This window comes from Niabella hirudinis (assembly GCF_051201075.1).
Lineage (GTDB): Bacteria > Bacteroidota > Bacteroidia > Chitinophagales > Chitinophagaceae > Niabella > Niabella hirudinis.
The window spans coordinates 213,423-235,052 of sequence record NZ_JBPEHJ010000001.1 but is presented as its reverse complement, the minus strand read 5'-3'; the positions used below and the strand labels follow the sequence as shown (position 1 = coordinate 235,052).

Below are 21,630 nucleotides of genomic sequence, written 5' to 3'. Positions count from 1 at the left end.
ATTGTATATAAATGAAAAAAAGAGTTGCGTTTTTTGGGTTGATAACCGGCGTTTTTATAAGCAGTTTTTGTTCAGCGCAAAAGATAGAGGTTATCCGGGACCTGCGCATAAAAAACGACCAGGTACAGCGGGTACTTCAGTTTGATGGTAACGTGTGGCGCACCTCGGCATTCCTGGGCGCCAACGGGAGTAGGGTATTGTCTGTAAAAAGTGAGGAGTTCTTCATACTGCCCATGAACAGCAATGAAGGGCTTTCCATCGGCGATTTCACAGCCACGGAAAAGCCGCGGCAATACGTTAAAAAAGATACCGTTTTTTGCGATATCCGGTACCGGCCCCTGCAATTGGCAAAGGCCAATGCTGCCTGTCCGGCCAGCCTGCAGCTGACCTATTTTGCCGTAAAAGGAGAACCCTTTATCCGCAAAAGGATACAGTTGTTTTATGACGCGCCCGCAACGGTGGACCGGCTGGAAGTGGAGCGTTTCACAAACGGCGATGCACAGCGCGGTGGGGGACGGGGAGAGCCGGTGTTTATCAACGAACAATGGTTTACGGGGCTCGAATATCCGGCAGGCTATACGCGCTGCAAGGATGGCAATACGCCCAAAAGCTACGGACGCTATTATGATGCTGTAGGTAATTATAGTTTTATAGACCTGGAGGAAAGGGATGTGGAACCACAGGGAGCAGCGGGCATGGTGCGGCTGATGCACTTTCCCGGCTACGCTGTTGCTGCCGGACGGCATTATGAAATTCAGAGCAAAACAGCTGTTACCGGTTTTGCCGCAGGTGGCATGGATATTACCCGGGCTTTTATGCGCTACCTGGAAACGATCTGGAAAAAGCCCCGGTCCTTTGTAAACTACAATAACTGGTTTGATGCATCGGCCAAGGACCTGCGGGACGATCGGTTTGTAGAAGTATACAAAAAATATAAAGCCATCATAGCACCTTACGGGATCAAGATTGATGGGATGGTGCCGGACGATGGCTGGCAGGATCGCAACAGTATCTGGAAGCCTTCACCCAAATACTTTCCCAATGGGGATGCAGACCTGGTAGCGCTGAGTCGCAAACTGAAAGCGGAAGGAACCCGGCTTGGGTTGTGGTTGTCCATTAATAATTACACCAGCAATATCGACTGGGGGGTGGGCAGGGGCTATGCAGAAGCAAAGCGGAATAAATACTTTTCCCAATATGGCCGCTATTACAGCCTGTCGGCCACCAAGTATAAAGAAGAGATCCTGCAGCGCGTGCCGGAACTGGCCCGGAAAGCCGACCTGATTTATTTTAAACACGACTTTAATGATCTCAGCGATGCAGGGGAGGGCAACAACCATCCGCCTACAGAGCGCCACGGACATGAGGCCAACCTGGATGTGGCGCTGCAGGTGCTTACAGCCACCCGTAAGGTAAAACCGGAGATCTTCCAGAACCTCACCAACTGGATCTGGTTCTCTCCCTGGTGGCTGCAGTATGCCGATTTTTTGTGGATGCTGGCCGGGGACGATGGTATCAATGGCAATACCCCCGAGCTATCGCGCAAAGCTATGTTCACCACGGACAGGGATACCTATATCTGGCGCATGTTCGGCAACCCCGAAGACCGGCCGCTGGTTCCGGTATCGCGGCTGATGACGCACGGGATCCTGCAAACAGCAGCTTCAGAAAAAGATATTCCGTTGCAGGACTGGTCCGATTATATCATCATGCATTACGGCAGGGGCACCTTATTAAAAGAATGGTATATTTCTTTAAACGCCATGCGGCCGGAACTGTGGAAGGCGTTGGCCGGTGTACAAAAATGGGCAGGGCAATATGAAAAGGAGCTCAATAATACCGTGTTTGCCGGCGGCCGGCCGGATGAAGGCAATGCCTATGGGTATATTGGGTGGAACGGGTCGCAGGCCATTCTTACGGCACGTAATCCCTCGGCAGCCACGCAAACGCTCCGGATCCCTTTCAACAGTACCATGGGATTTTATGGTACCGCCCGTCAGCCATATAAAGCCCGTGTGCTCTATCCTTATGAAGAGGAGTACCCCGTAACCTTTGAGTCGGGCAAAGATATTACGATCAATATCCCGGGCTATGCAACAATGGTATGGGTGTTTGAAAAAGGAACGGTATCCGGCAATCAAACCCGCCCTCCCGCCGCCATCTCTTTTCATACCACTGCGGACGATGCGCATACCGCAGAAACCGTGATGACAGTGCCCGCAGATATAAAGGGCCGCTGCGAATTGCTGGTGATCGGTCATCCGGCCCTGCCAGCCATTGCCATCGAAGAAAAGGAACAGGCGCCACAAAAAACTGCGCGGGCGCGGCTCAATAATTTTGCCGGCTATGCTGTTGCGGGAATGAAGAGCAGTAAAGCAGCGGATTGGAATATGGCGGGCTATGATCTGGCACCCTTTGCGGGAAAGGCCATCCGCATCCGGTATGCAAAAACCGGCGGGCCTTTTGAATCCTTTATACTGGCCGAACAAAAAGTAACAGCTCCCGCAGCGGATGTGCGCAACAGTTTGCCGGTGAGCAGGGATACGCGGCGGCAAACGGTCCGGCTTTATAAAACCCGCCAATGATGGCGCGCAATAAGATCGCTGCCTGGGAAACAGCCGGGTTGGGGTCATGCAGGATGGACGGCCACAAAGCCCCAATGATTTGCACATTGCGCCGGGTTTACGTAAGTTTGCTGTCTGAATCAGAAACAGGTACTATTCAGTGTCAGTAGGCGTACTATATAATGAGAAAGAACTATTGCTGGGTATTGCTGCAGGAGATGAACAGGCCTTTCGCCGGATTTTTGATGCATATCACGGAAAACTTTATAATTACCTCTAGAAACTGACCGGTTCCCACGAAACGGCCCAGGATATTGTACATGATGTGTTCCTGAAAATATGGCAGCAAAAAGAGCAGCTCCCCGCGGTGCAGCAGCTCAGTGCCTATCTGTACCGGATGGCGCATAACAGGGCCTTTAACGGATTCAGAAGCCTGGCCGTTAGAAAACTGGCTCAGGAGCAGCTGATATATGGTACTGCCGGATCCGGTAATGAGATAGAGGACAATTATGCGGCTAAGGAAATACGTGTTTTAATCAAAACGCTTGCAAAAAAGCTGACGCCGCAGCAACAGCAGGTATTTGAAATGAGCCGGGGAGAAGGTCTCAAAAATGAAGAGATCGCTGCCCGTTTAGGCATATCGGTGTTTACCGTAAAAAAGCATCTGACCAATGCACTTCATTTCCTGCGCAAAGAGATTTCAGGTTCATTAGGAGCCCAGGTTATTGTAATCTATATGGCCGGCGTCATTTTTTTGTAGCCCTATGAGCCAAAAGTTACCGCATTATTAAAAAAAAGTTATTTTTTCTACTACCATTTACCTTTTCAGGTGTCATAGTAGTTGTAGCGGTAAATGATATGTTTGACTATGTCCGGGAAAAGACTGAAATATCTATTTAAAAAGTTTTTGGCAGGAGACTGTTCCTCGGCTGAGGAACAGGAACTTTTCAACCTGGTGCTGGAGCCCGCCCGTGAAAAGGAGGTCAGGGCTCTGCTGGATGAAGCATGGGGCGAGATGCCCGAAGCGAGCGGCTTGCCACCTGAAGCGCGGGGCGCTATTATGGACCGTATCCTGCACCCGCCAGCAGCTAACCCGTTTCCGGAGCAAAAACTAAAGCGGATCGATTTTAAAAAATGGATGATAGCGGCTTGCCTGCTGCTCCTGGCAGGAGTGGCTGTTTACCTGCTGGCCGACCGGAAACCCTATTCCGGACAACATGAAACAGCGCGGCAGACGGATGTTACGGCAGATATAAAAGCGCCATTGCTGAGTAAAGCAGCCCTGATACTGGAGGACGGAACGGTGGTTGCGCTGGACCAGGCGGCAGCCGGAACCCTCGTGGACCGCAACGGTGTTCTGGTAAACCGGAACGCAGATGGAAGCATCGTGTACAGTGGCAACGGCAATGGTAGCCACAAGCTGGTAAATCCCAGGGGCAGCCCGGTAGTACAGGTAACGCTGCAGGATGGAACGAAGATCTGGCTCAATAGCGGCAGCTCCGTACAATACCCGGAGGCATTTGGCAATGGGGAACGAGCCGTGGGGCTAACCGGTGAGGCCTATTTTGAAGTAGCAAAACAGAACGGAAAAAAATTTACGGTAAGCGCCGCAGGTACTACCACCGAGGTATTGGGGACCCATTTTGTTGTAAATGCCTTTAAGGACATGGGAACCGTGGCGGTTACCTTGCTGGAAGGGAGTGTGAATGTAATGAACAAGCATTCCGCCTTAAAGATAAAGCCCGGTCAGCAGGCCCGTATGGAGGAGTTTAGCCCCATAGCGCTGCAACAACGGGCCAATGCGGATGAGGCTATAGCCTGGAAAAACGGCCTGTTCTATTTTGAAAATGCAAACATTAAGCAGGTGATGAACCAGGTGGCCCGGTGGTATGATGTGGATGTGGTGTATAAGGGCCGGGAAAGCCGGAAACATTTTTCGGGGATTGTAAGTCGCATGGAAAATGTATCCCAGGTATTGCGGCTGCTGAAACTGGCGGGCATGCAATTTAAGATTGAAGACAGGAATATAACGGTATTCCAATAACGGACAATAAGTTATGATAAGCCTGAAAAAACCGCCCCGTGTGGAAGACGGAGCGGCAACTTGTTCGGGCTGATCTGCTCCATACTAAAGACAGTATTGCTGATTGTTTAACCCAAATCGATAACAAATTTATGATTTTTGAAGATCTGATGTGCCTTCTTCATTTTAAAAAGAAGCCATTGCGAAAATTGCTGTTAGTTATGAAATTTATGGCTGTTATTTTATGGATCGGTTGCATGCATGCTTATGCATCGGGCCATAGCCAAAACATTACGCTTGCAAAAAAAAATGTTACACTGCAGAAAGTATTTAAGGAGATCAACCGCCAGACAGGTTATAAGTTCCTGTACCAGGATGAGTTGCTTGAGAAAGCCGGCACCATCAGTATCCAGGTAAAAAATACCCGGCTTACGGATGTACTGGCCATCTGTTTCAGGGACCTTCCGCTGGGATATACGATTTCCCACAACACGATCGTGGTGGTGCCTCGCAACAGCGAAACACCGTTGCCCACTGTATCGGAACCGCTGCCTCCTGTTGAGGTAAGGGGCCTGGTAACGGACGAAGCCGGCATTCCGCTGGCTGGTGCTTCCATCCGGGTAAAGGGCTCCGAGAGGGGCGTGGCTTCGGATGCCACAGGCCGGTTCTCTATTAAAATGCCCGGTCAGAATGGTGTTTTGGTAGTTTCCTTTGTTGGTTATGATGAAAAAGAAGTACCCATTACCGGGTCAGGCGACATAACGATAGTGCTCAAAATGACCGATGCAAAACCCGTAGAAGAAGTAGTGGTAGTAGGGTATGGTACCCAGAAAAAAGTGAACGTGACCGGGGCGGTGGCTACCGTTACATCGAAGGATTTTGCAGAACGCCCCGTATCCGGCGCAGTAAATGCCCTGCAAGGTAAAATGGCGGGTGTTACAATAACCACCACCAATGGCCAGCCGGGACGCGATGATGGTACCATCCGCATCCGGGGTATTGGCGCGGGCCTGGGGCCGGCCGATGTGCGGGCCAGCGCTGCACCGCTGGTGATCATAGATGGGGTGCCCGGGTCCTTATCCGACATCAACCCCAACGATATCGACAATATATCGGTATTGAAAGATGCTGCTTCCTCGGCAATTTATGGGGCAAGGGCCTCTAACGGGGTGGTGTTGGTAACAACCAGGAAAGGAAAGGCCGGCCATATACAGGTGCGCTATACGATGTATGCCGGTACACAAAAAGCGACCAGCCTGCCGGACTTTTTGCCTTCCTGGCAGCAGGCAGAGCTGTATAATGAAGCGCTTAAAAATGAAGGAAGGGGCGACTATGCAAAATGGTCGGCTGACGATATTCAGAAATTCAAAGACGGCTCCGATAAAACCGGCGCGCATCCCAATACAGATTGGCTCGACCTGCTTTATACTGAGCCCGGATGGCAGCAGAACCATAATGTAAGCATCAACGGCGGGGATGCAAAAACAAAATATATGTTTTCCCTGGGGTATTTGGACCGGAAAGGGAATGTAAAAAAAGTGCGCTACCAGAAATACAATGCACTGTTTAATATTAACTCCCAGTTTACAAAAAAACTGAGCATGAATGCCGGTATCGGCTTCCTGTTTGCGCCCTTCTCGGAGCCGGTAAGCACCTATGCTACCAGTTTTGGACAGATCATCCGGATGGCGAACAGAATCTCCAATACGGTGCCCAACCGGTGGGAGAATGGAGCTTATGGGTATGTATCGGATGGTAGCTTTATGGCCTGGCTGGATGCCCCCTCCATTAACAAATGGCAGAATTATACGGTAACGGGTAATGCCGGGCTCGATTATTCTCCTATAGAAGGACTGCATCTGAGACCTTCCTTTGGTTACCGCCTGGGTATTGGTCAGCAGCAGCAATATGTGGCCGATATTCAATATTACAGTGGCGGAGCTGCCGGAACTCCATTGGAGCCAACCCGGACCCAGGGCCCCAACAATTTGAGAAATTTCACAGACCGCACCACTTATACACTGGTTCAGGGTGTTGCCGATTATGAAAAAAAGCTGGGCCAGCACCAGTTCAAAATACTGGCCGGTGGATCGCAGGAATATTCGCGTTATAATGATTTTTCTGCTACACGGCAGGACTTCCTGAACAATTCCCTGTCAGAGATTGATGCAGGGCCGCAATTAGGACAGCAAACATCGGGCAAGGCAAATGACTGGGGACTGCAATCCGTTTTTGGCCGGATCAATTACAATTTTGACGAACGTTACTTGTTTGAGGCCAACCTGCGCTTTGATGGGTCTTCCCGTTTTGCACCCGGGCACCGGTGGGGCACCTTCCCCTCTGCATCTGCTGGTTGGGTAATTTCAAATGAGAACTTTTTTGGATCGCTGAAAAATACTCTGAGCTTGTTAAAGCTGCGCGGTTTCTGGGGCAAACTGGGCAACCAGCAGATCCCGAACAACTATGCCTACTTTGAAACCATTGCAGGTGGACAGAAGTATTCGTTTAACCAGACCCTGTTTACAGGCGTAGCGCCGGACGCAGGAGGCAACCCATTGGTGACCTGGGAACAAACAGAGTCCTTTGGCATTGGTGTTGACGCCGGCTTGCTGCGCAATAAACTGAACCTTTCCGTTGACTGGTTTGTACGGAACACCGATAACCCGCTAATGCCCGCACAGGCAGGCAAGCCCTATGCATTTAAGCCTCCCTATGTAAATGTAGATGGCGGCCTCTCGAACAAAGGGATTGAAGTAACCCTGGGTTACCGGAACCGGGCCGGCGAATTCCAGTATGAAGTGAACGGGAACTTTTCCTATATTGAAAATAAGGTAACCAAACTGACCGGCGGCAAAGTGATCGATGGCAGCACCTTTTATGATGTAGGAACGCCTTTTAATTCCCTGTACGGGTACGAAGCTATCGGTATTTACCAGACACAGGCCGACCTGGATAAATACCCCGCAATGATCGATAAAAAGGTAACCCTTGGTGATATCATCTACAAAGATCAGAACGGCGATAATAAAATTGACGCCAATAACGACCGGGTGTACCTGGGAACCTATTTTCCAAAGGTGAACTATGGATTTACATTGGCCGCCAACTGGAAGAATTTTGACCTCTCCGTATTTTTCCAGGGCGCTGCTGCGGTAAAAGCAATGGGCGGCACCATGATCGGTATGGTAGGGCCCGATGTTCAGAAACCCACCAGCGTGTTCCTCGACCGCTGGACACCCGAAAACCACAGTACGGTATTTCCGCGGCTCTGGTACAGCTATACGCAGAACAGTCCCACCACCAACCCTTCGTCCTTCTGGGTTAAAGACGCTTCCTACCTGCGTCTTAAGAACCTGATGCTGGGGTACAATATCCCGCAACGGTATCTGAACCATTTAGGTATCAGTAATATAAAGCTGTATTATAGCGGTCAGAACCTGCTGACTATTACCAAATTTTACAAATGGATCGATCCCGAGATTGGGTCGACGGCCAGCATCAACAACTATCCCCAGATGTTGATCAATTCCTTTGGTATTAATGTAACATTTTAAAAAAAAGAAAGATGAAGAACCGATTTATATATGTGTTGTTATTGGGCCTGCTGGCTACCGGGTGTAGCAAATCATTTTTAGATACCGAGCCCCTGGATAAATACAGCAATGGCTCCTTATGGACCTCAAAAAATGACGCAAATGCAGCCCTCACCGGTTGTTACAACGGTTGGGAGGATGGAGCAAATATTGTGTATGACGATTGTATCTCAGATAATGGCATCGACCAGTTTCCTTGGGAAGGATACGAGGTATTTGCTTCCGGCTCGGCCAGTCCAAGCAATCCCGGCGTAGACAGATTTGACTACCTTACTATACAGCGCTGCAACTGGTTCCTGGAGAATGTGGATAAAGTACCCACCAGCTCCCTGGACGATGAATTGAAGAATAGGATGAAGGCCGAAGCCCGGTTTTTAAGGGCCTACCGTTATTGGAAGATGAGCCAGGTATATGGTGATATACCGTTGGTAACAAAGAATGTGACCCCCGATGAATCGAAGACCATTGGCAAAACAGCGAAGGCGGAAATAACAGCGTTCGTATTGAAAGAACTAACTGAAATAGCAGCGGTGTTACCGATCAGCTATTCGGGTAGCGATATCGGACGCATTACCAGCGGTGCGGCCCTGGCATTAAAGGCAAGAATACAATTGTATAATGCACAGTACAAGGATTGTATTGCCACCTGCCAGCAACTGATGAAGGCGCCGTATACCTATGATATTTACCAGGGAGGATTTGAAGATCTCTTTCGCCCGCAAAATGCGAACAATACGGAAGTGATCCTGGATGTGCAATACCTGCAGAACGACAATGCACAATGGGTATTGGGTGCTATGCTTCCCAACTCCTTTGGCGGTTGGAGCTCGATGGCGGCCACACAATCCCTGGCAGACGCTTTTGAAACTCGCAACGGGTTAACGATCGACAAAGATCCCACCTATAATGCCCTGCAGCCCTATGGCAACCGGGATCCCCGGTTGGATGCCACCGTTATCAGGCCCGGCCAGCTATACATGGGCAAATATTTTGCTCCGTTAAACAATGGCTCGCTCGACCTGGTAGGCAATAACAATGCATCGCCCACCGGTTTTAATTTTAAAAAGTATGTGGCAAATATCGATGACTATGATGGCACAGCCTATGGAACGGATGTATGGAATACCGGTGGAGCCATGATCCTGATCCGGTATGCCGAGGTATTACTTACCTTTGCAGAAGCAAAGATTGAAGACGGACAGATTGATGCGTCCGTTTATGATGCCATTAATAAGATACGGCGGCGGGCAACGGTAGAGATGCCTCTGATAACTGCAGTTCAGTATCCGGGGCAGGATGCATTGCGTACCCTTGTACGCAGGGAACGGCGCGTGGAGCTGGCGGGTGAAGGATTGCGGTGGTATGATATCCAGCGCTGGAAAATAGGTGCACAGGCACTGAATGGACAGGTGTTAGGGAGCCTCAAAGGAACCGTAAATACAACAAACGGAGCATTGACGCTTACGCCAAACTCTAACTATGTAGCCGGTACAAGATCATTTGAAGATAAATTTTATTTGTGGCCGATCCCACAGAAAGAGATCGACATTAATAAGAATCTTTTACCAAATAACGGCTATTAATGAATTGCCGGGTTCATGGATGAACCGCAGCTAAATACATTCGGGTGTTATGGTTACCCGGCGGGTAACCATAACACCCGAATAAAATTGTTTCCAATTGAAAAAGTTTTTTACGACCTCATTGCTATTGCCAGCCCTGTTTTTTTATGCAGCCGCACAGCCGGGTTCCGGAGGGGCTCCCCAATCTGTTAGTCTTAAAAAAAGAGCACAACGCACAGCGGAAACCGGTCGCTGGATCGCCTGGTCAAAAAAGCCGGCCCTGGCCTGGCAGGATGCGTTTGTTACCGGCAACGGAAGCGTAGGCGCCATGCACCTGGGCACGCCCGGTAAAGAGCGGATCATCTGTGTACAGGAAGAGTTGTTCCTGAGGGCCTGGGACCGCAACAAGGTCGCCGTGGCAAATATTGCGGGACTGCTGCCGCAGGTACGCCGGATGGCGGAGAACGACAGCCTCACCGAAGCCGCCCGCTTTGCAACCGAAGCCGCCCGCAAACAGCTGGAAGCGATGGGAGCGCCGCAGGCCTGGCCGGTATCGCCGCATCCCGCCTTTGATCTCAATATTCAAACCGCAACCTTTGGTACGGCAGGCAATTACCGGCGGCAGCTGAATATGGAAACGGGCGAGTCGTTGATCCGCTGGGGAGATGATAAAGGGGAATTGGAACAGACCGTTTTTTCTTCACGGGTAAACAATGTAAATGTGCTCCGGATCCGAGGGTTAGGGGGGCGGAAGCTGAGCGTATCCCTGAGCCTTGATGAAACACCAGGAAGGACGGGGCAGATCGATGGTGTGGACATCAGCAAGGCTTTTCGATCTATAAATTCCGCAGCTACAGATGATGGCTGGCTTAGCTATCATGCACAATACACCAACGACCCGGGCGGCTATGAAGGGCTGGCAAGGGTAACAACCGTTGGGGGGCGCCGTATCCGAAGCGGTAACCAGCTCCGCATTGAAGACGCAACGGAGATCCTGGTGGTGCTACGCATTACGCCGCTGCAGTATGGCAACACTTCGCAGGCCGTGCCGGTAAAAAATGAATTGAGCCGTTTGCCCCTGAGCTATGAACAACTCCTGCGCCCGCATGCTGCACAGCATGGAGAAATGTTCCGGAGGGTGGTACTGGACCTGGGGGCTGAAGCGCAGTGGGCCCGCACGCCCACGGAAGAAATGCTTGCCGCTGCCGATAAAGAGGGGATTACGCCGCTTTTCCTGGAGCAGCTGCATGCCATGGGCCGCTACCTGCTGATCTCTTCCTGCGGTAAATACCCGCCTCCCCTGCAGGGTATATGGGGCGGGGGCTGGACGCCGGCCTGGAACGGTGGCTTTGTATTTGACTCCAACGTAAACCTGGCTATAGCAGCCATGTCCACCGGCGATCTGCAGGAATGTGCCGCATCTTATTTTGGTTATGTGGAACGCCTCCTGCCCGCGTGGCGGTTGAATGCTAAAAGTTACCTGGGTTGCAGGGGCTTCCTGGTGCCGCATTACAGCGACCCCGAACGGGGATTCTTAAATCATTTTGGCCGCGATTATCCCTGGATGTACTGGCCTTCCGGGGCGGGCTGGAACCTGATGCCTTTTTATGAACATGGAATGCTGATGGGCGATACGGCTTTTCTGCGTACAAGGGTATTACCCCTGTACGAGGAAATGGCGCAGTTCTATGAAGACTACCTGGTAAAAATGAAGGATGGGTATTATCATATTATTCCCGGTATTTCACCGGAGAACAACGTGGGGCACCAGTCATCCAACCTGGCAAAGGATTGCACCATTGATATTGCTGTTGCCCGCGAGGTTTTTGAACATTTGCTGGTATTGGGTAAAATGTTTGGTGCCGGCAAGCAGGACATGGACCGCTGGCAGCACTATCATGATCAGATGCTGCCCTACCGGATCAATGCAGATGGCGCCCTGGCGGAATGGGCTCCCGCCAACTACCCGGATAATTATGCGCATCGTCATAACTCTCATCTATACCCGGTGTTTCCCGGAACGGAGTTCTTACAACCAGGTACCAGTCCGGCATTGCTGCAGGCGGCAAGGGTGGCCCTGAATAAGCGTTTTAAATACGATACGGAATCGGCCCATGGCCTCATCCATATTTCCTTAATGGCTGCAAGATTGCAGGATGCGGGCAAGGTAATGGATAACCTCAACCGGTTTGCCCATCGCAAATATGTTTACAACGGACTGGTTACCTCCCATAATCTCAATCATTCCGTTTATAACCTGGATGCAGTGCTAAGCCTGCCGCGGCTGCTATCAGAAATGCTGGTTTTTTCGCAGCCCGGAAGAATGGAGCTACTACCGGCGTGTGCGGCAGATTTTCCGGCAGGAACCCTATCCGGGATACGGGTCCATGGCGGGCACAAGCTAACGGTTTCCTGGACAAACGGTAAGTTAAAGCAGGCCGTATTATTGCCCGGCAAAAACGATGTTTGCACAATCACCTATGGCAAAATCAGCAAAAAGATCAACCTCGTTGCCGGTCGCCGGATCGCACTGGATGAACAACTGAATACCCGGTTGCATTTCTGATCCGATCTTTCGGAACCTGGGACATAGGCGGGTTTGGCCGGAGGGCATTTATACTTTTAATAGGTTGCCCGCCCCGCAGACTAAAAAGTTAGATGAAGGATGATATCAATTTGAAAAATGGAAAATAAATATTTGTTTACGAAAATAAACTTGTTGGCTTTAATCAGGGACCCAGTTCAGCATTTTTCATTGGGTATTTCCTATTTTACATTTTCAATCAAATGCCTGTTGGCCCTGTTATTAGGCTCATTTTGTATACTACAGACAGGAATAGCACAAAAAACCATTCATGTATCCGTTAAGGGAAAAGATAGCAATACGGGCAACCGGCTGCGCCCGCTGCGAACGATCACCGCTGCAGCCAACAAGGCCATGCCGGGCGATACCGTGCTGGTGCATGCCGGCGTGTACCGGGAGCGGGTAGATCCTCCGCGTGGGGGAAACGCAGCCAATGAACGGATCTGGTACCTGGCTGCGCCCGGGGAACAGGTGGAGATCAAAGGCTCCGAACTTGTAAAAGGATGGAAGCGCGTGTCCGGCTCCGTTTGGAAAGCAACCATTCCCAATAAATTGTTTAAAGGATTTAATCCGTATAAGGACACCATTTATGGCGACTGGCTTGCCAAAGGAAATTGGTGCCATACCGGTGAAGTGTACCTAAATGACCAGGCGCTTACGGAAGCAAGAAACCTGGACCAGCTGATGGCGGGGCGGGGTGATACTGCTTTCTGGTATAGCCGGGTAACGGAAAATGAAACCAGTATATGGGCCGGTTTTAACGGCATAAACCCCAACCGGGCACAGGTGGAGATCAATGTACGGCAGGCCGTCTTCTATCCTTCAAAGACCGGGATCGATTATATTGGCGTTAAAGGATTCCGGCTAAGCCAGGCGGCAACTCCCTGGGCACCGCCAACGGCCGAACAAATAGGGCTCATCGGCACCCACTGGAGCAAGGGCTGGGTGATTGAAAAAAATACCGTTCGCAACTCGAAGTGCGTGGGTATAACCCTGGGCAAATACGGCGATGCCTGGGACAACCGGTCGGAATCAGTGGAGGGGTATATTAAAACCATCGAAAGGGCGGCGGATAATGGCTGGGATAAAGCGCATGTGGGCAGTCACCAGGTACAGGATAATGAAATCAGCGATTGCGGTCAGGCAGGCATTGCCGGAAGCCTGGGTGCGGTATACAGTAGAATTGCAGGCAACACGATTCATCGAATTGGCGTTCAGCGACTTTTTTGGGGGTATGAACTGGCGGGGATAAAATTACACGGGGCCGTAGATGTTGAAATCAGCCATAATCATATCTTTCAGACAGAAGGCGGCATCTGGCTCGACTGGATGGCGCAGGGCACCCGGGTTACCGGGAACTTTCTGCATGATAACAGGGTGCAGGATCTTTCTCTTGAAGTGAATCATGGCCCGGTGATCATTGATAATAATATGTTTCTTTCGCCGCAGCTGGCGCAGGTCCGGCTTTCGCAGGGTGTTGCCTTTATACATAATCTCATCGCCTGGCAGCTCTGGCCTACAGACAGCATCGACCACCGGAAGACCCCGTTCTTAAAGCCGCATACAACAACCCTGGCGGGCCTTCACAGCAATCCCTGCGGCGATACCCGTTTTTATAATAATGTTTTTATAGGAAAGGCCGATCTCCGTCCTTATGACCAGGCATCACTGCCCATTGCCATGGAGGGTAATGTATATTTAATGAATACCAAACCTGCCCGGCACGAAAAAACGCCGCTGGTACTTACCGGCTATGACCCGGGCCTGCGGGTGGAAGAAAAGGACGGTCGGTGGTACCTGGCTATCGATATAAAAAAGGCCTGGGCCAATGAGCTGCACACGACTATCATTACTACCGGGAAGCTTGGAATGGCGGTGATCCCCCAACAGGGATTTGAAGACCCGGACGGCCAGCCGCTCGTATTTGATAAAGATTACCTGGGGCGGCAAAGAAGCGGGCATCCGCAACCCGGTCCGTTTGAATGGAGCAGTGATGGACCGCAAAGAATGCGGATATGGTGAGCAGGCATTTTGGATTACAAATGGGCAAAAAAAACATCAGCTTTGGTCAATATTCCATTGGATTAGGTCTTGGCATATTTGATAGTTTTGGGCCAAAAAGATTGGATCTTTTGACAGCAGACAGTGCGGCGCACTGCAATCTGCATAACAAGAAAACAAACGAATGAGACGCATTACAGGAATTTATTTATTGCTTTTGTGGATGGGACTGGCTGCTATACCGGCCGTATATGGACAAAAACAGGTACCCGCCGTATGGACGGCAGACAATGGTAATGGTACCTATAAAAATCCCTTTCTCTGGGGCGACTGGCCCGATCCGGATATTACCAGGGTAGGAGATGAATATTACATGGTTTCCACCAGTATGCATTATGTTCCCGGATGTCCGGTATTAAAATCAAAAGACCTGGTCAACTGGGAGCTGGCTTCCTATGCGGTAGAACGGTATGATGAGGACCCCCGCTATAACCTGCAGGGAGGCGAAATGTACCTGCGGGGCTCCTGGGCGGCCACCATCCGGCATCACAAGGGCCTGTTCTATGTAGGGTTCTGTACGCCCAACTGGGGAAAGGAAAAAGGGCAGTTCTCCATCTGTACTGCTAAAGATATAAAGGGCCCCTGGAAACGCACGGTATTTCCTGAATACCTCTATGACCCCGGATTGTTTTTTGATGATGATGGAAAAGTATACGTGGTACATGGCCAGCATCATTTATATGTAACCGAACTGGCTGCGGATGCGCTTTCTGTAAAAGGTGAAAAAAAGCTGATCTGGGATAAAGGCATCCCGGTACCGGAGGGATCATCGGCGCCAAAGGGAAACTATGGTATGGAAGGTTCGCATGTGTCTAAGATCAACGGGTACTATTATATTACCTGTCCGGCCGGCGGTACAGAAGGCTGGCAGGTTTGTTTGCGCAGTAAGAATATTTACGGGCCTTATGAAAGTAAGATTATTGTGCAGGATGAGTCGTCTTACCCTCAAAACGGGTTGCACCAGGGCGGCATGATACAGGTGCAGGATGGAAGCTGGTGGTTTATCATCATGCAGGACCGCGGACCCATGGGCCGGGTGCCGCACCTGGAGCCGGTGGTATGGAAGGAGGGCTGGCCCATGATTGGGAAGAACGGGGAGGGTAAAGGAGTGGTTGTGCATACAAAACCCGGTGTAGGCAAAACCTACCCGGTTATAGTGCCTGCTACCTCCGATGAGTTCAGTTCAAAAAAGCTTGGCCTGCAATGGCAATGGAACCATAACCCGGATAACAGCAAATGGTCATTAACAGAGCGTCCCGGTTATCTGCGCCTGCATGGCGGTTATGCCAAAGATCTGCTCAATGCCCGCAACTCCCTTTCGCAGCGCGTTCAGGGGCCGGCATCGGCTGCTGTAACCGAGCTGGATTTTGGTCACATGAAGGATGGGGATATGGCGGGGCTGGCCGTATTTGAAAAACCCTATGCCTTTGTAGGTGTTGAACAAAAAGGAGCGCAACGGCAGCTGGTGATGATCAACAATGGAAAAACGGTGGATAGTGTTGCGTTGCCCAAAACCACGAAGATCTGGTTAAAAGCCGCTGCTACGGATAAAGGTTTTATAGCAACTTTTTTTTATAGCCTCGATGGAAAGGACTTTCGTCCCTTTGGCAACGAACTGAAAATGGGGCTGGGACTTACCTGGACGGCCAACCGGTTCATGCTGTTTCATTTCAATACCCGGTCTGCCACCAATGCCGGCTATGCAGACTTTAACTGGTTTCGTTTTACAGGAAGTAATGAGCTTCCGGCGATGAATGACCGCATCAGTTATAGTGGCGATTGCATGAGGATCGATGGAAAGGACCTTTTTATTTATAGCGCGGCCTTTCATTATTACCTTACCCCGCAGGAATTGTGGCGCGACCGTTTCCGGAAAATAAAAGCAGCGGGCATCAATACGGTAGAGACCTATATACCCTGGAATATTACGGAATTGAATATGCCATCAGGTGTGGCTGATCAGTCGAAATTTGATTTCACCACTTTGAAGGCATACCTGAAAATGGCTTCGGATGAGTTTGGCCTGTACGTAATAGCCCGCCCCGGGCCCTTTATTTGTGCGGAGTGGGCAGGCGGCGGCTACCCGCGCTGGCTGGCAAAGTTCCTGCCCAAAAATATTCCGGATGAATTCTGGCTGCGCAGTAATGAACCGGAGCATGTAAAATGGAGCCTGCATTGGTTTGATGCGGTTAATAAGGTATTGGCTGGCTACCAGCTTACGGCAAAACCACGCGGCAGTAAGGGTGTCATCATGGTACAGATCGAAAATGAGTACAATGCCCATGGCGCCAAAGGAAAAGATCAGTTTCTGAAAGCCCTGTACCATTCGGTGCGCAATGCAGGGATTAACCTTCCCGTATTTACCTGTTTAACCAACGAAACCCGGGGCAGCAAGGACCCTGTACTAAAGGAGGTATTTGATACCGACAATTTTTATGTGGGCTTGCGCGAAGCGCCCAGCTGCGCCCAGCGCATCATGTCGCTCCGGAAGCGGCAGCCCGGTGCGCCGGCATTTGTAACGGAGCTGCAGGGCGGCTGGTTCTCCACCACCAAAGGCGCTCTAAGCGAAGATCATTATTCGGACTACCGGCATTACCGCGCCATTACATTAATGTCGATACTGGGGGGCGCTACAGGTATCAATACCTACATGTTTGCTGGAGGTACCCATTTTGCAAACTGGGGCGCCCGTGGGCAAACGGCTACTTATGATTACAATGCCCCGATTCGTGAAAACGGAGCGTTGAGTAAAAAATATGAAGTGGCAAAGCTGGTAAGCCGGTTTATTCAAACCTACCAGGACCAGCTGTTGCACAGCAAGGGCGGCCCCTGCAGTATTACCGGGGTGCCTGCCAGTGTTTATGGAGGCGTAAGAACGGCGGCCAATGGTACCCGTTTTGTGTTCCTGCACAATACCCATCCGGATAGCGCTGTATCGGGCAGGGCAACCCTGATCCCCGGTTCAACCGCCCTTATTAAAGATCCAATCTATAATATTGATCAAAACGGTAATAAAGTATTTCTTTTAGCCGGCGGCGATACCGCAAACCGGTCGGTGCAGGGCCTGCCTGCTTTTGATATCAGCTATCAGCTGGACGGACTGGGTACCAAAGTACTGGTGATCCCCCCGGGAAAGCAGGCGGCACAGGGTACCTGGTGGTTTGAAGACCAGGTGATGGATCCCGTGGTTAAGAGCGATCCGATAAACATCCGTATTAAAACAGCACTGAAAAGAGATGAGGATTTTAAAGTGACCTGGAAGAACATAAACGGGCAATCCCTGCCGGAATTGAACATCAATGATCCCCGGTATGTGTTGTACCGTTCTGCGCCGGTTGTCAGGGATCCCGCAACGTTTACGCGGCTCTTGTTCAATACCTATTCCCGGGATATCATCAGCGTGCAGGTAAATGGGAAAATAGCACCCCGCCTGTATCCATCGGATAAGTATGCGGCGGAAGCTACGCGTAATGTGGGCAAATCCTTTGCGCGCATCCGGCCGGATGAATTCGATAATGCATTTGACATCAGCGGACTGTTGAAACCCGGCAAGAACGAGATCATCGCCCTGTATGAAAATATTGGTCACGAACATGGCTATGTGCCCATGGAGGAACTTTGCGGCATCCGCCGGGCGGGGCTCAGCGATACGTTGAGCAGCATTAGCCAGGAACTGAGCTGGCAATTGGGAGGCCAGCTCTCCGGTATCCAAAACGGGTGGACGGGTAGCAAGGTTTCAAACATCGGCTGGAAGACGGTGGCGCTTGATACGGAAATGAAAATTCCGGCAAAAGGCAATAACCTGCAACCCAAAGGAACGCAGGAGGCATTGATGACCTGGTATCGTGTTGCTTTTTCGATCCCCGCATCAAAAGCGGAACAGCAGCGCACCTGGAAAGCCCTGATCAACGCATCGGGCGTGGGCGATATTTATCTGAATGGACATAATATCGGCCGTCATTGGGAAGTAGGACCTCAACGGGCCTTTTACCTGCCGGAGTGCTGGCTAAAGACCGGGCCGGCAGCAACCAATATTATTGCCATCGGTCTGCGTCAGACCATGAACGGTGCGGTATTAAAAGCAATGGAGATCGCATCGTATTAAAGTGCCGTAGTAGGCGATCCGCAGCAGGTGTTTACATCTAATATTCGTGCATTCGTGGCATTAAAATAGGATTTTATGCAATATAAAAAAGTTGGCCTGTTCATAAGTACATTGCTATTGCTGCAGGTGGGTTTTGCACAGCGCAGTTCTTTTAACGGCAACTGGCAATTCATTGGGCAGGAATATGTATCAAAGCAACAGATCGATTCTTTTCGCCGGTTGGGCAACAACTGGAATGATCAGTTTCTGGTGGAGCAAACCAATGTAACAGATACAACGGTAACGGCTGAGGCAAGGAACCTGAACCTCCAGCTTCGCACCCTTGCGCATAAGACCTGGCAGCGGGTGGCGCTTCCGCATACCGCTTTTCCGGAGCCACTGGTGATCGTAAAGCCCCGGGAAGGGATCGCCTGGTATAAAAAAACATTTCGCCTGCCTGAAGGGAACCGCGGAAAATCGGTCTCGCTTTATTTTGAAGCAGCCATGCAGGTAGCCGATATTTGGGTAAACGGAACTTATATAACCCGGCATACAGGGGGGTACCTTCCTTTTGTGATCGACATAACAAAGCTGGTCCGTTTTAATGCGGATAATACCATCTACCTGAAGCTGAACAATAAAGCCAACCCGGTAGTGCCGCCTGGCAAGCCGGTAGAAAAGCTGGACTTTATCTATTACTCCGGTCTGTACCGCAGCGTATGGCTGGATGTAAAGGACCCGCTGCATATTACGGATGCTGTTGCTGCCGGCCAGCCCGCGGGCGGCGGTATTTTTGTTACCTACCCGCAGGTAAACAAAGCGCAGGCTACGGTGCAGGTACAAACGCATATCATCAATGAATACCCAAGGGCACGGAGGTTTACGGTAGAGCAGCTGTTGTTAAATGAACGGAACCAGGTGACGGCCCGTGCCGTTTCGGCCGGCAACAACCTGGTGGCGGCAGGCGCTGCCCACTATGAGCAGCAGCTCACTGTTGTACGCCCGCTGCTCTGGCATCCGGATCATCCTTACCGGTACCGGCTAAAAACCATTATCAGATCCGGCAATAAGATCGTTGACGAAAGAATAACCCCGATCGGCATCCGCAGCTTTGAAATTACAAAAGAAAGGGGGCTGCTCATTAACGGCGAGCCATTTAAGATTACGGGTACTAACCGGCATCAGAATTACCCCTATGTGGGTAATGCATTGTCAGGCAATGCCAGCTACCGCGATGCCTGGCTGATAAAAAATGCGGGGATGAATGCGGTACGCACCGGCCACTATCCGCCCGACCCGGCGTTTTTGGAGGCCGCCGATGAACTGGGGCTGCTGATCATCAACTGTATCCCGGGCTGGCAGTTCTTCAACCGCTCGGCCGCTTTCCAGGATCATGTGATGGAGGACATCCGCCAAACGATCCGGAGGGATCGTAACCATCCCAGCGTATTGCTTTGGGAGGTTAGCCTGAATGAATCATACCCGCCGGCTGCATTTCGCTGCAGACAGGCCGAAGTGGCCCGGAGCGAATGGAAGGGCACAGCGAACTTTTTTACCAGCGGCGATTCCTATTTCACCAAAGCCTGCTGGGATGTACCTTATGATGACTGGAACGGGGACCCCGGTGCAAGGAATAATACGACCTACCCTGATCATCCTTTTTTGATCCGGGAATATGGCGATTATGAGTTTGGAGGAGGCAACAGTACCACGCGCAAACTACGGGGCGATGGACAGGATGCGCTGTTGCAGCAGGCATGGAACCTGCAGTGGGAACATAATAAGAATCAAAAAAACTATCCGCGTGCCATTGGCGATCTGACCTGGGCCTTCTTTGACGGGTTGGCCGGGGTAGTTGTGGGGATTGAAGGATGGGGTGTGGCAGATATTTTCCGCATTCCCAAGTTTTCCTATGCGTTCTTTCAAAGCCAGCGCGATGCTGACCGCTTAACCGGTGCGGCTATTGCAACCGGGCCCATGGTTTCCATAGCCCATTACTGGCAGCAGGCTAATCGCTGGCAAACAGTAACGGTATATAGCAATTGCGATGAAGTTGCCCTGTACCTGGATGGCAAACTGATCGGGCGCCAGAAACCGGACCGGGGACCGGAAACGGGCTATGGAACGGATTTTTCAAACGGGGGAAAACCATTTGATGGGGGGAACGCTAATCATTTGTTGCATCCGCCGTTCACCTTCCGCAATATTTCCTTTGCACCCGGCACGCTTAAAGCCATCGGTTATATTGTTGGAAAGGTGGTTGCCAGCAACCAGGTCTCCACGGCGGGACCAGCTTCAAAGATCTTGTTGCAGGTGGCCGAAAACGGTAAACCGTTAAAAGCCCATACTACCGACCTGGTTTTTATATACGCGAAGATCACGGATGAAAAAGGCAACCTGGCGGTCAATGCTACTTCTGCTGTCACGTTGGAAATAAAAGGGAATGCAACGCTGGAAAGCCCTGCTACGGTTCAGGCAGAAGCGGGTATCGCCACCTTCCTGGTCCGTACAACAGAAGCCGCCGGTCGCCTGGATATAAAGGCCCATGCAGCCGGGTTGCCCGGTACCGTGCAGCGTGTTTTTTAGAAGACAAAACGTTTAACCGCAATGTGCGCAAGGAATTCGCAACGCTCGCAAAAAGAAATAAGGAAATAGCTTGGCGAACTTAGCGTAACCCTGGCGTCCCCGGGGGTTAAAACAGCTCTTTGTGACAAAACAAAAGTATTCAGTGTTTCAGTGCCTTACGCTTAACCGCAATGTGCGCAAGGAATTCGCAACGCTCGCAAAAAGAAATAAGGAAATAGCTTTGGCGAACTTAGCGTAACCCTGGCGTCCCCTGGGGTTAAAACAGCTCTTTGTGACAAAACAAAAGTATTCAGTGTTTCAGTGCCTCAGGCTTAACCGCAATGTGCGCAAGGAATTCGCAACGCTCGCAAAAAGAAATAAGGAAATAGCTTTGGCGAACTTAGCGTAACCCTGGTGTCCCCGGGGGTTAAAACAGCTCTTTGTGGCAAAACAAAAGTATTCAGTGTTTCAGTGCCTCACGTTTAACCGCAATGTGCACAAGGAATTCGCAACGCTCGCAAAAAGAAATAAGGAAATAGCTTTGGCGAACTTAGCGTAACCCTGGTGTCCCCGGGGGTTAAAACAGCTCTTTGT

9 protein-coding genes are annotated in these 21,630 nt (G+C 50.8%); all 9 read left to right on the top strand.

Features of this window, described 5'->3' with window-relative positions; translation table 11 throughout:
- Window positions 1–11: 11 nt before the first annotated feature.
- Window positions 12–2,585 (top strand): alpha-amylase family protein, encoded by a 2,574-nt coding sequence (locus GGU45_RS00820; RefSeq protein ID WP_435221133.1) that lies wholly within the window; start codon window positions 12–14, stop codon window positions 2,583–2,585.
- Between the two features lie 262 nt (window positions 2,586–2,847).
- Window positions 2,848–3,324 carry an RNA polymerase sigma-70 factor gene (locus GGU45_RS00815; RefSeq protein ID WP_435222015.1) on the top strand — a complete coding sequence of 159 codons (477 nt, stop codon included), beginning with the start codon at window positions 2,848–2,850 and terminating at the stop codon, window positions 3,322–3,324.
- Between the two features lie 108 nt (window positions 3,325–3,432).
- Window positions 3,433–4,608, top strand: a complete 1,176-nt coding sequence (locus tag GGU45_RS00810) for a FecR family protein (RefSeq protein ID WP_435221131.1) — start codon at window positions 3,433–3,435, stop codon at window positions 4,606–4,608.
- Window positions 4,609–4,808: 200 nt separating this feature from the next.
- Window positions 4,809–8,141 (top strand): TonB-dependent receptor, encoded by a 3,333-nt coding sequence (locus GGU45_RS00805; RefSeq protein ID WP_435221129.1) that lies wholly within the window; start codon window positions 4,809–4,811, stop codon window positions 8,139–8,141.
- A gap of 11 nt (window positions 8,142–8,152) precedes the next feature.
- On the top strand, window positions 8,153–9,763 hold the full coding sequence (locus tag GGU45_RS00800; protein WP_435221127.1) for a RagB/SusD family nutrient uptake outer membrane protein: 1,611 nt from the start codon (window positions 8,153–8,155) through the stop codon (window positions 9,761–9,763).
- A 97-nt stretch (window positions 9,764–9,860) separates the two neighbouring features.
- Window positions 9,861–12,308: a glycosyl hydrolase family 95 catalytic domain-containing protein gene (locus tag GGU45_RS00795; protein WP_435221125.1), complete on the top strand. Its 2,448-nt coding sequence runs from the start codon at window positions 9,861–9,863 to the stop codon at window positions 12,306–12,308.
- A gap of 228 nt (window positions 12,309–12,536) precedes the next feature.
- Window positions 12,537–14,348, top strand: a complete 1,812-nt coding sequence (locus GGU45_RS00790; protein WP_435221123.1) for a DUF1565 domain-containing protein — start codon at window positions 12,537–12,539, stop codon at window positions 14,346–14,348.
- Window positions 14,349–14,511: 163 nt separating this feature from the next.
- A complete protein-coding gene (locus GGU45_RS00785) occupies window positions 14,512–18,492 on the top strand; it encodes a beta-galactosidase (RefSeq protein WP_435221122.1) in 3,981 nt (1,326 codons plus the stop codon).
- 75 nt (window positions 18,493–18,567) lie between these two features.
- Window positions 18,568–21,057, top strand: coding sequence for a glycoside hydrolase family 2 TIM barrel-domain containing protein (locus tag GGU45_RS00780; RefSeq protein WP_435221120.1), 2,490 nt, complete (start codon window positions 18,568–18,570; stop codon window positions 21,055–21,057).
- Window positions 21,058–21,630: the final 573 nt, after the last annotated feature.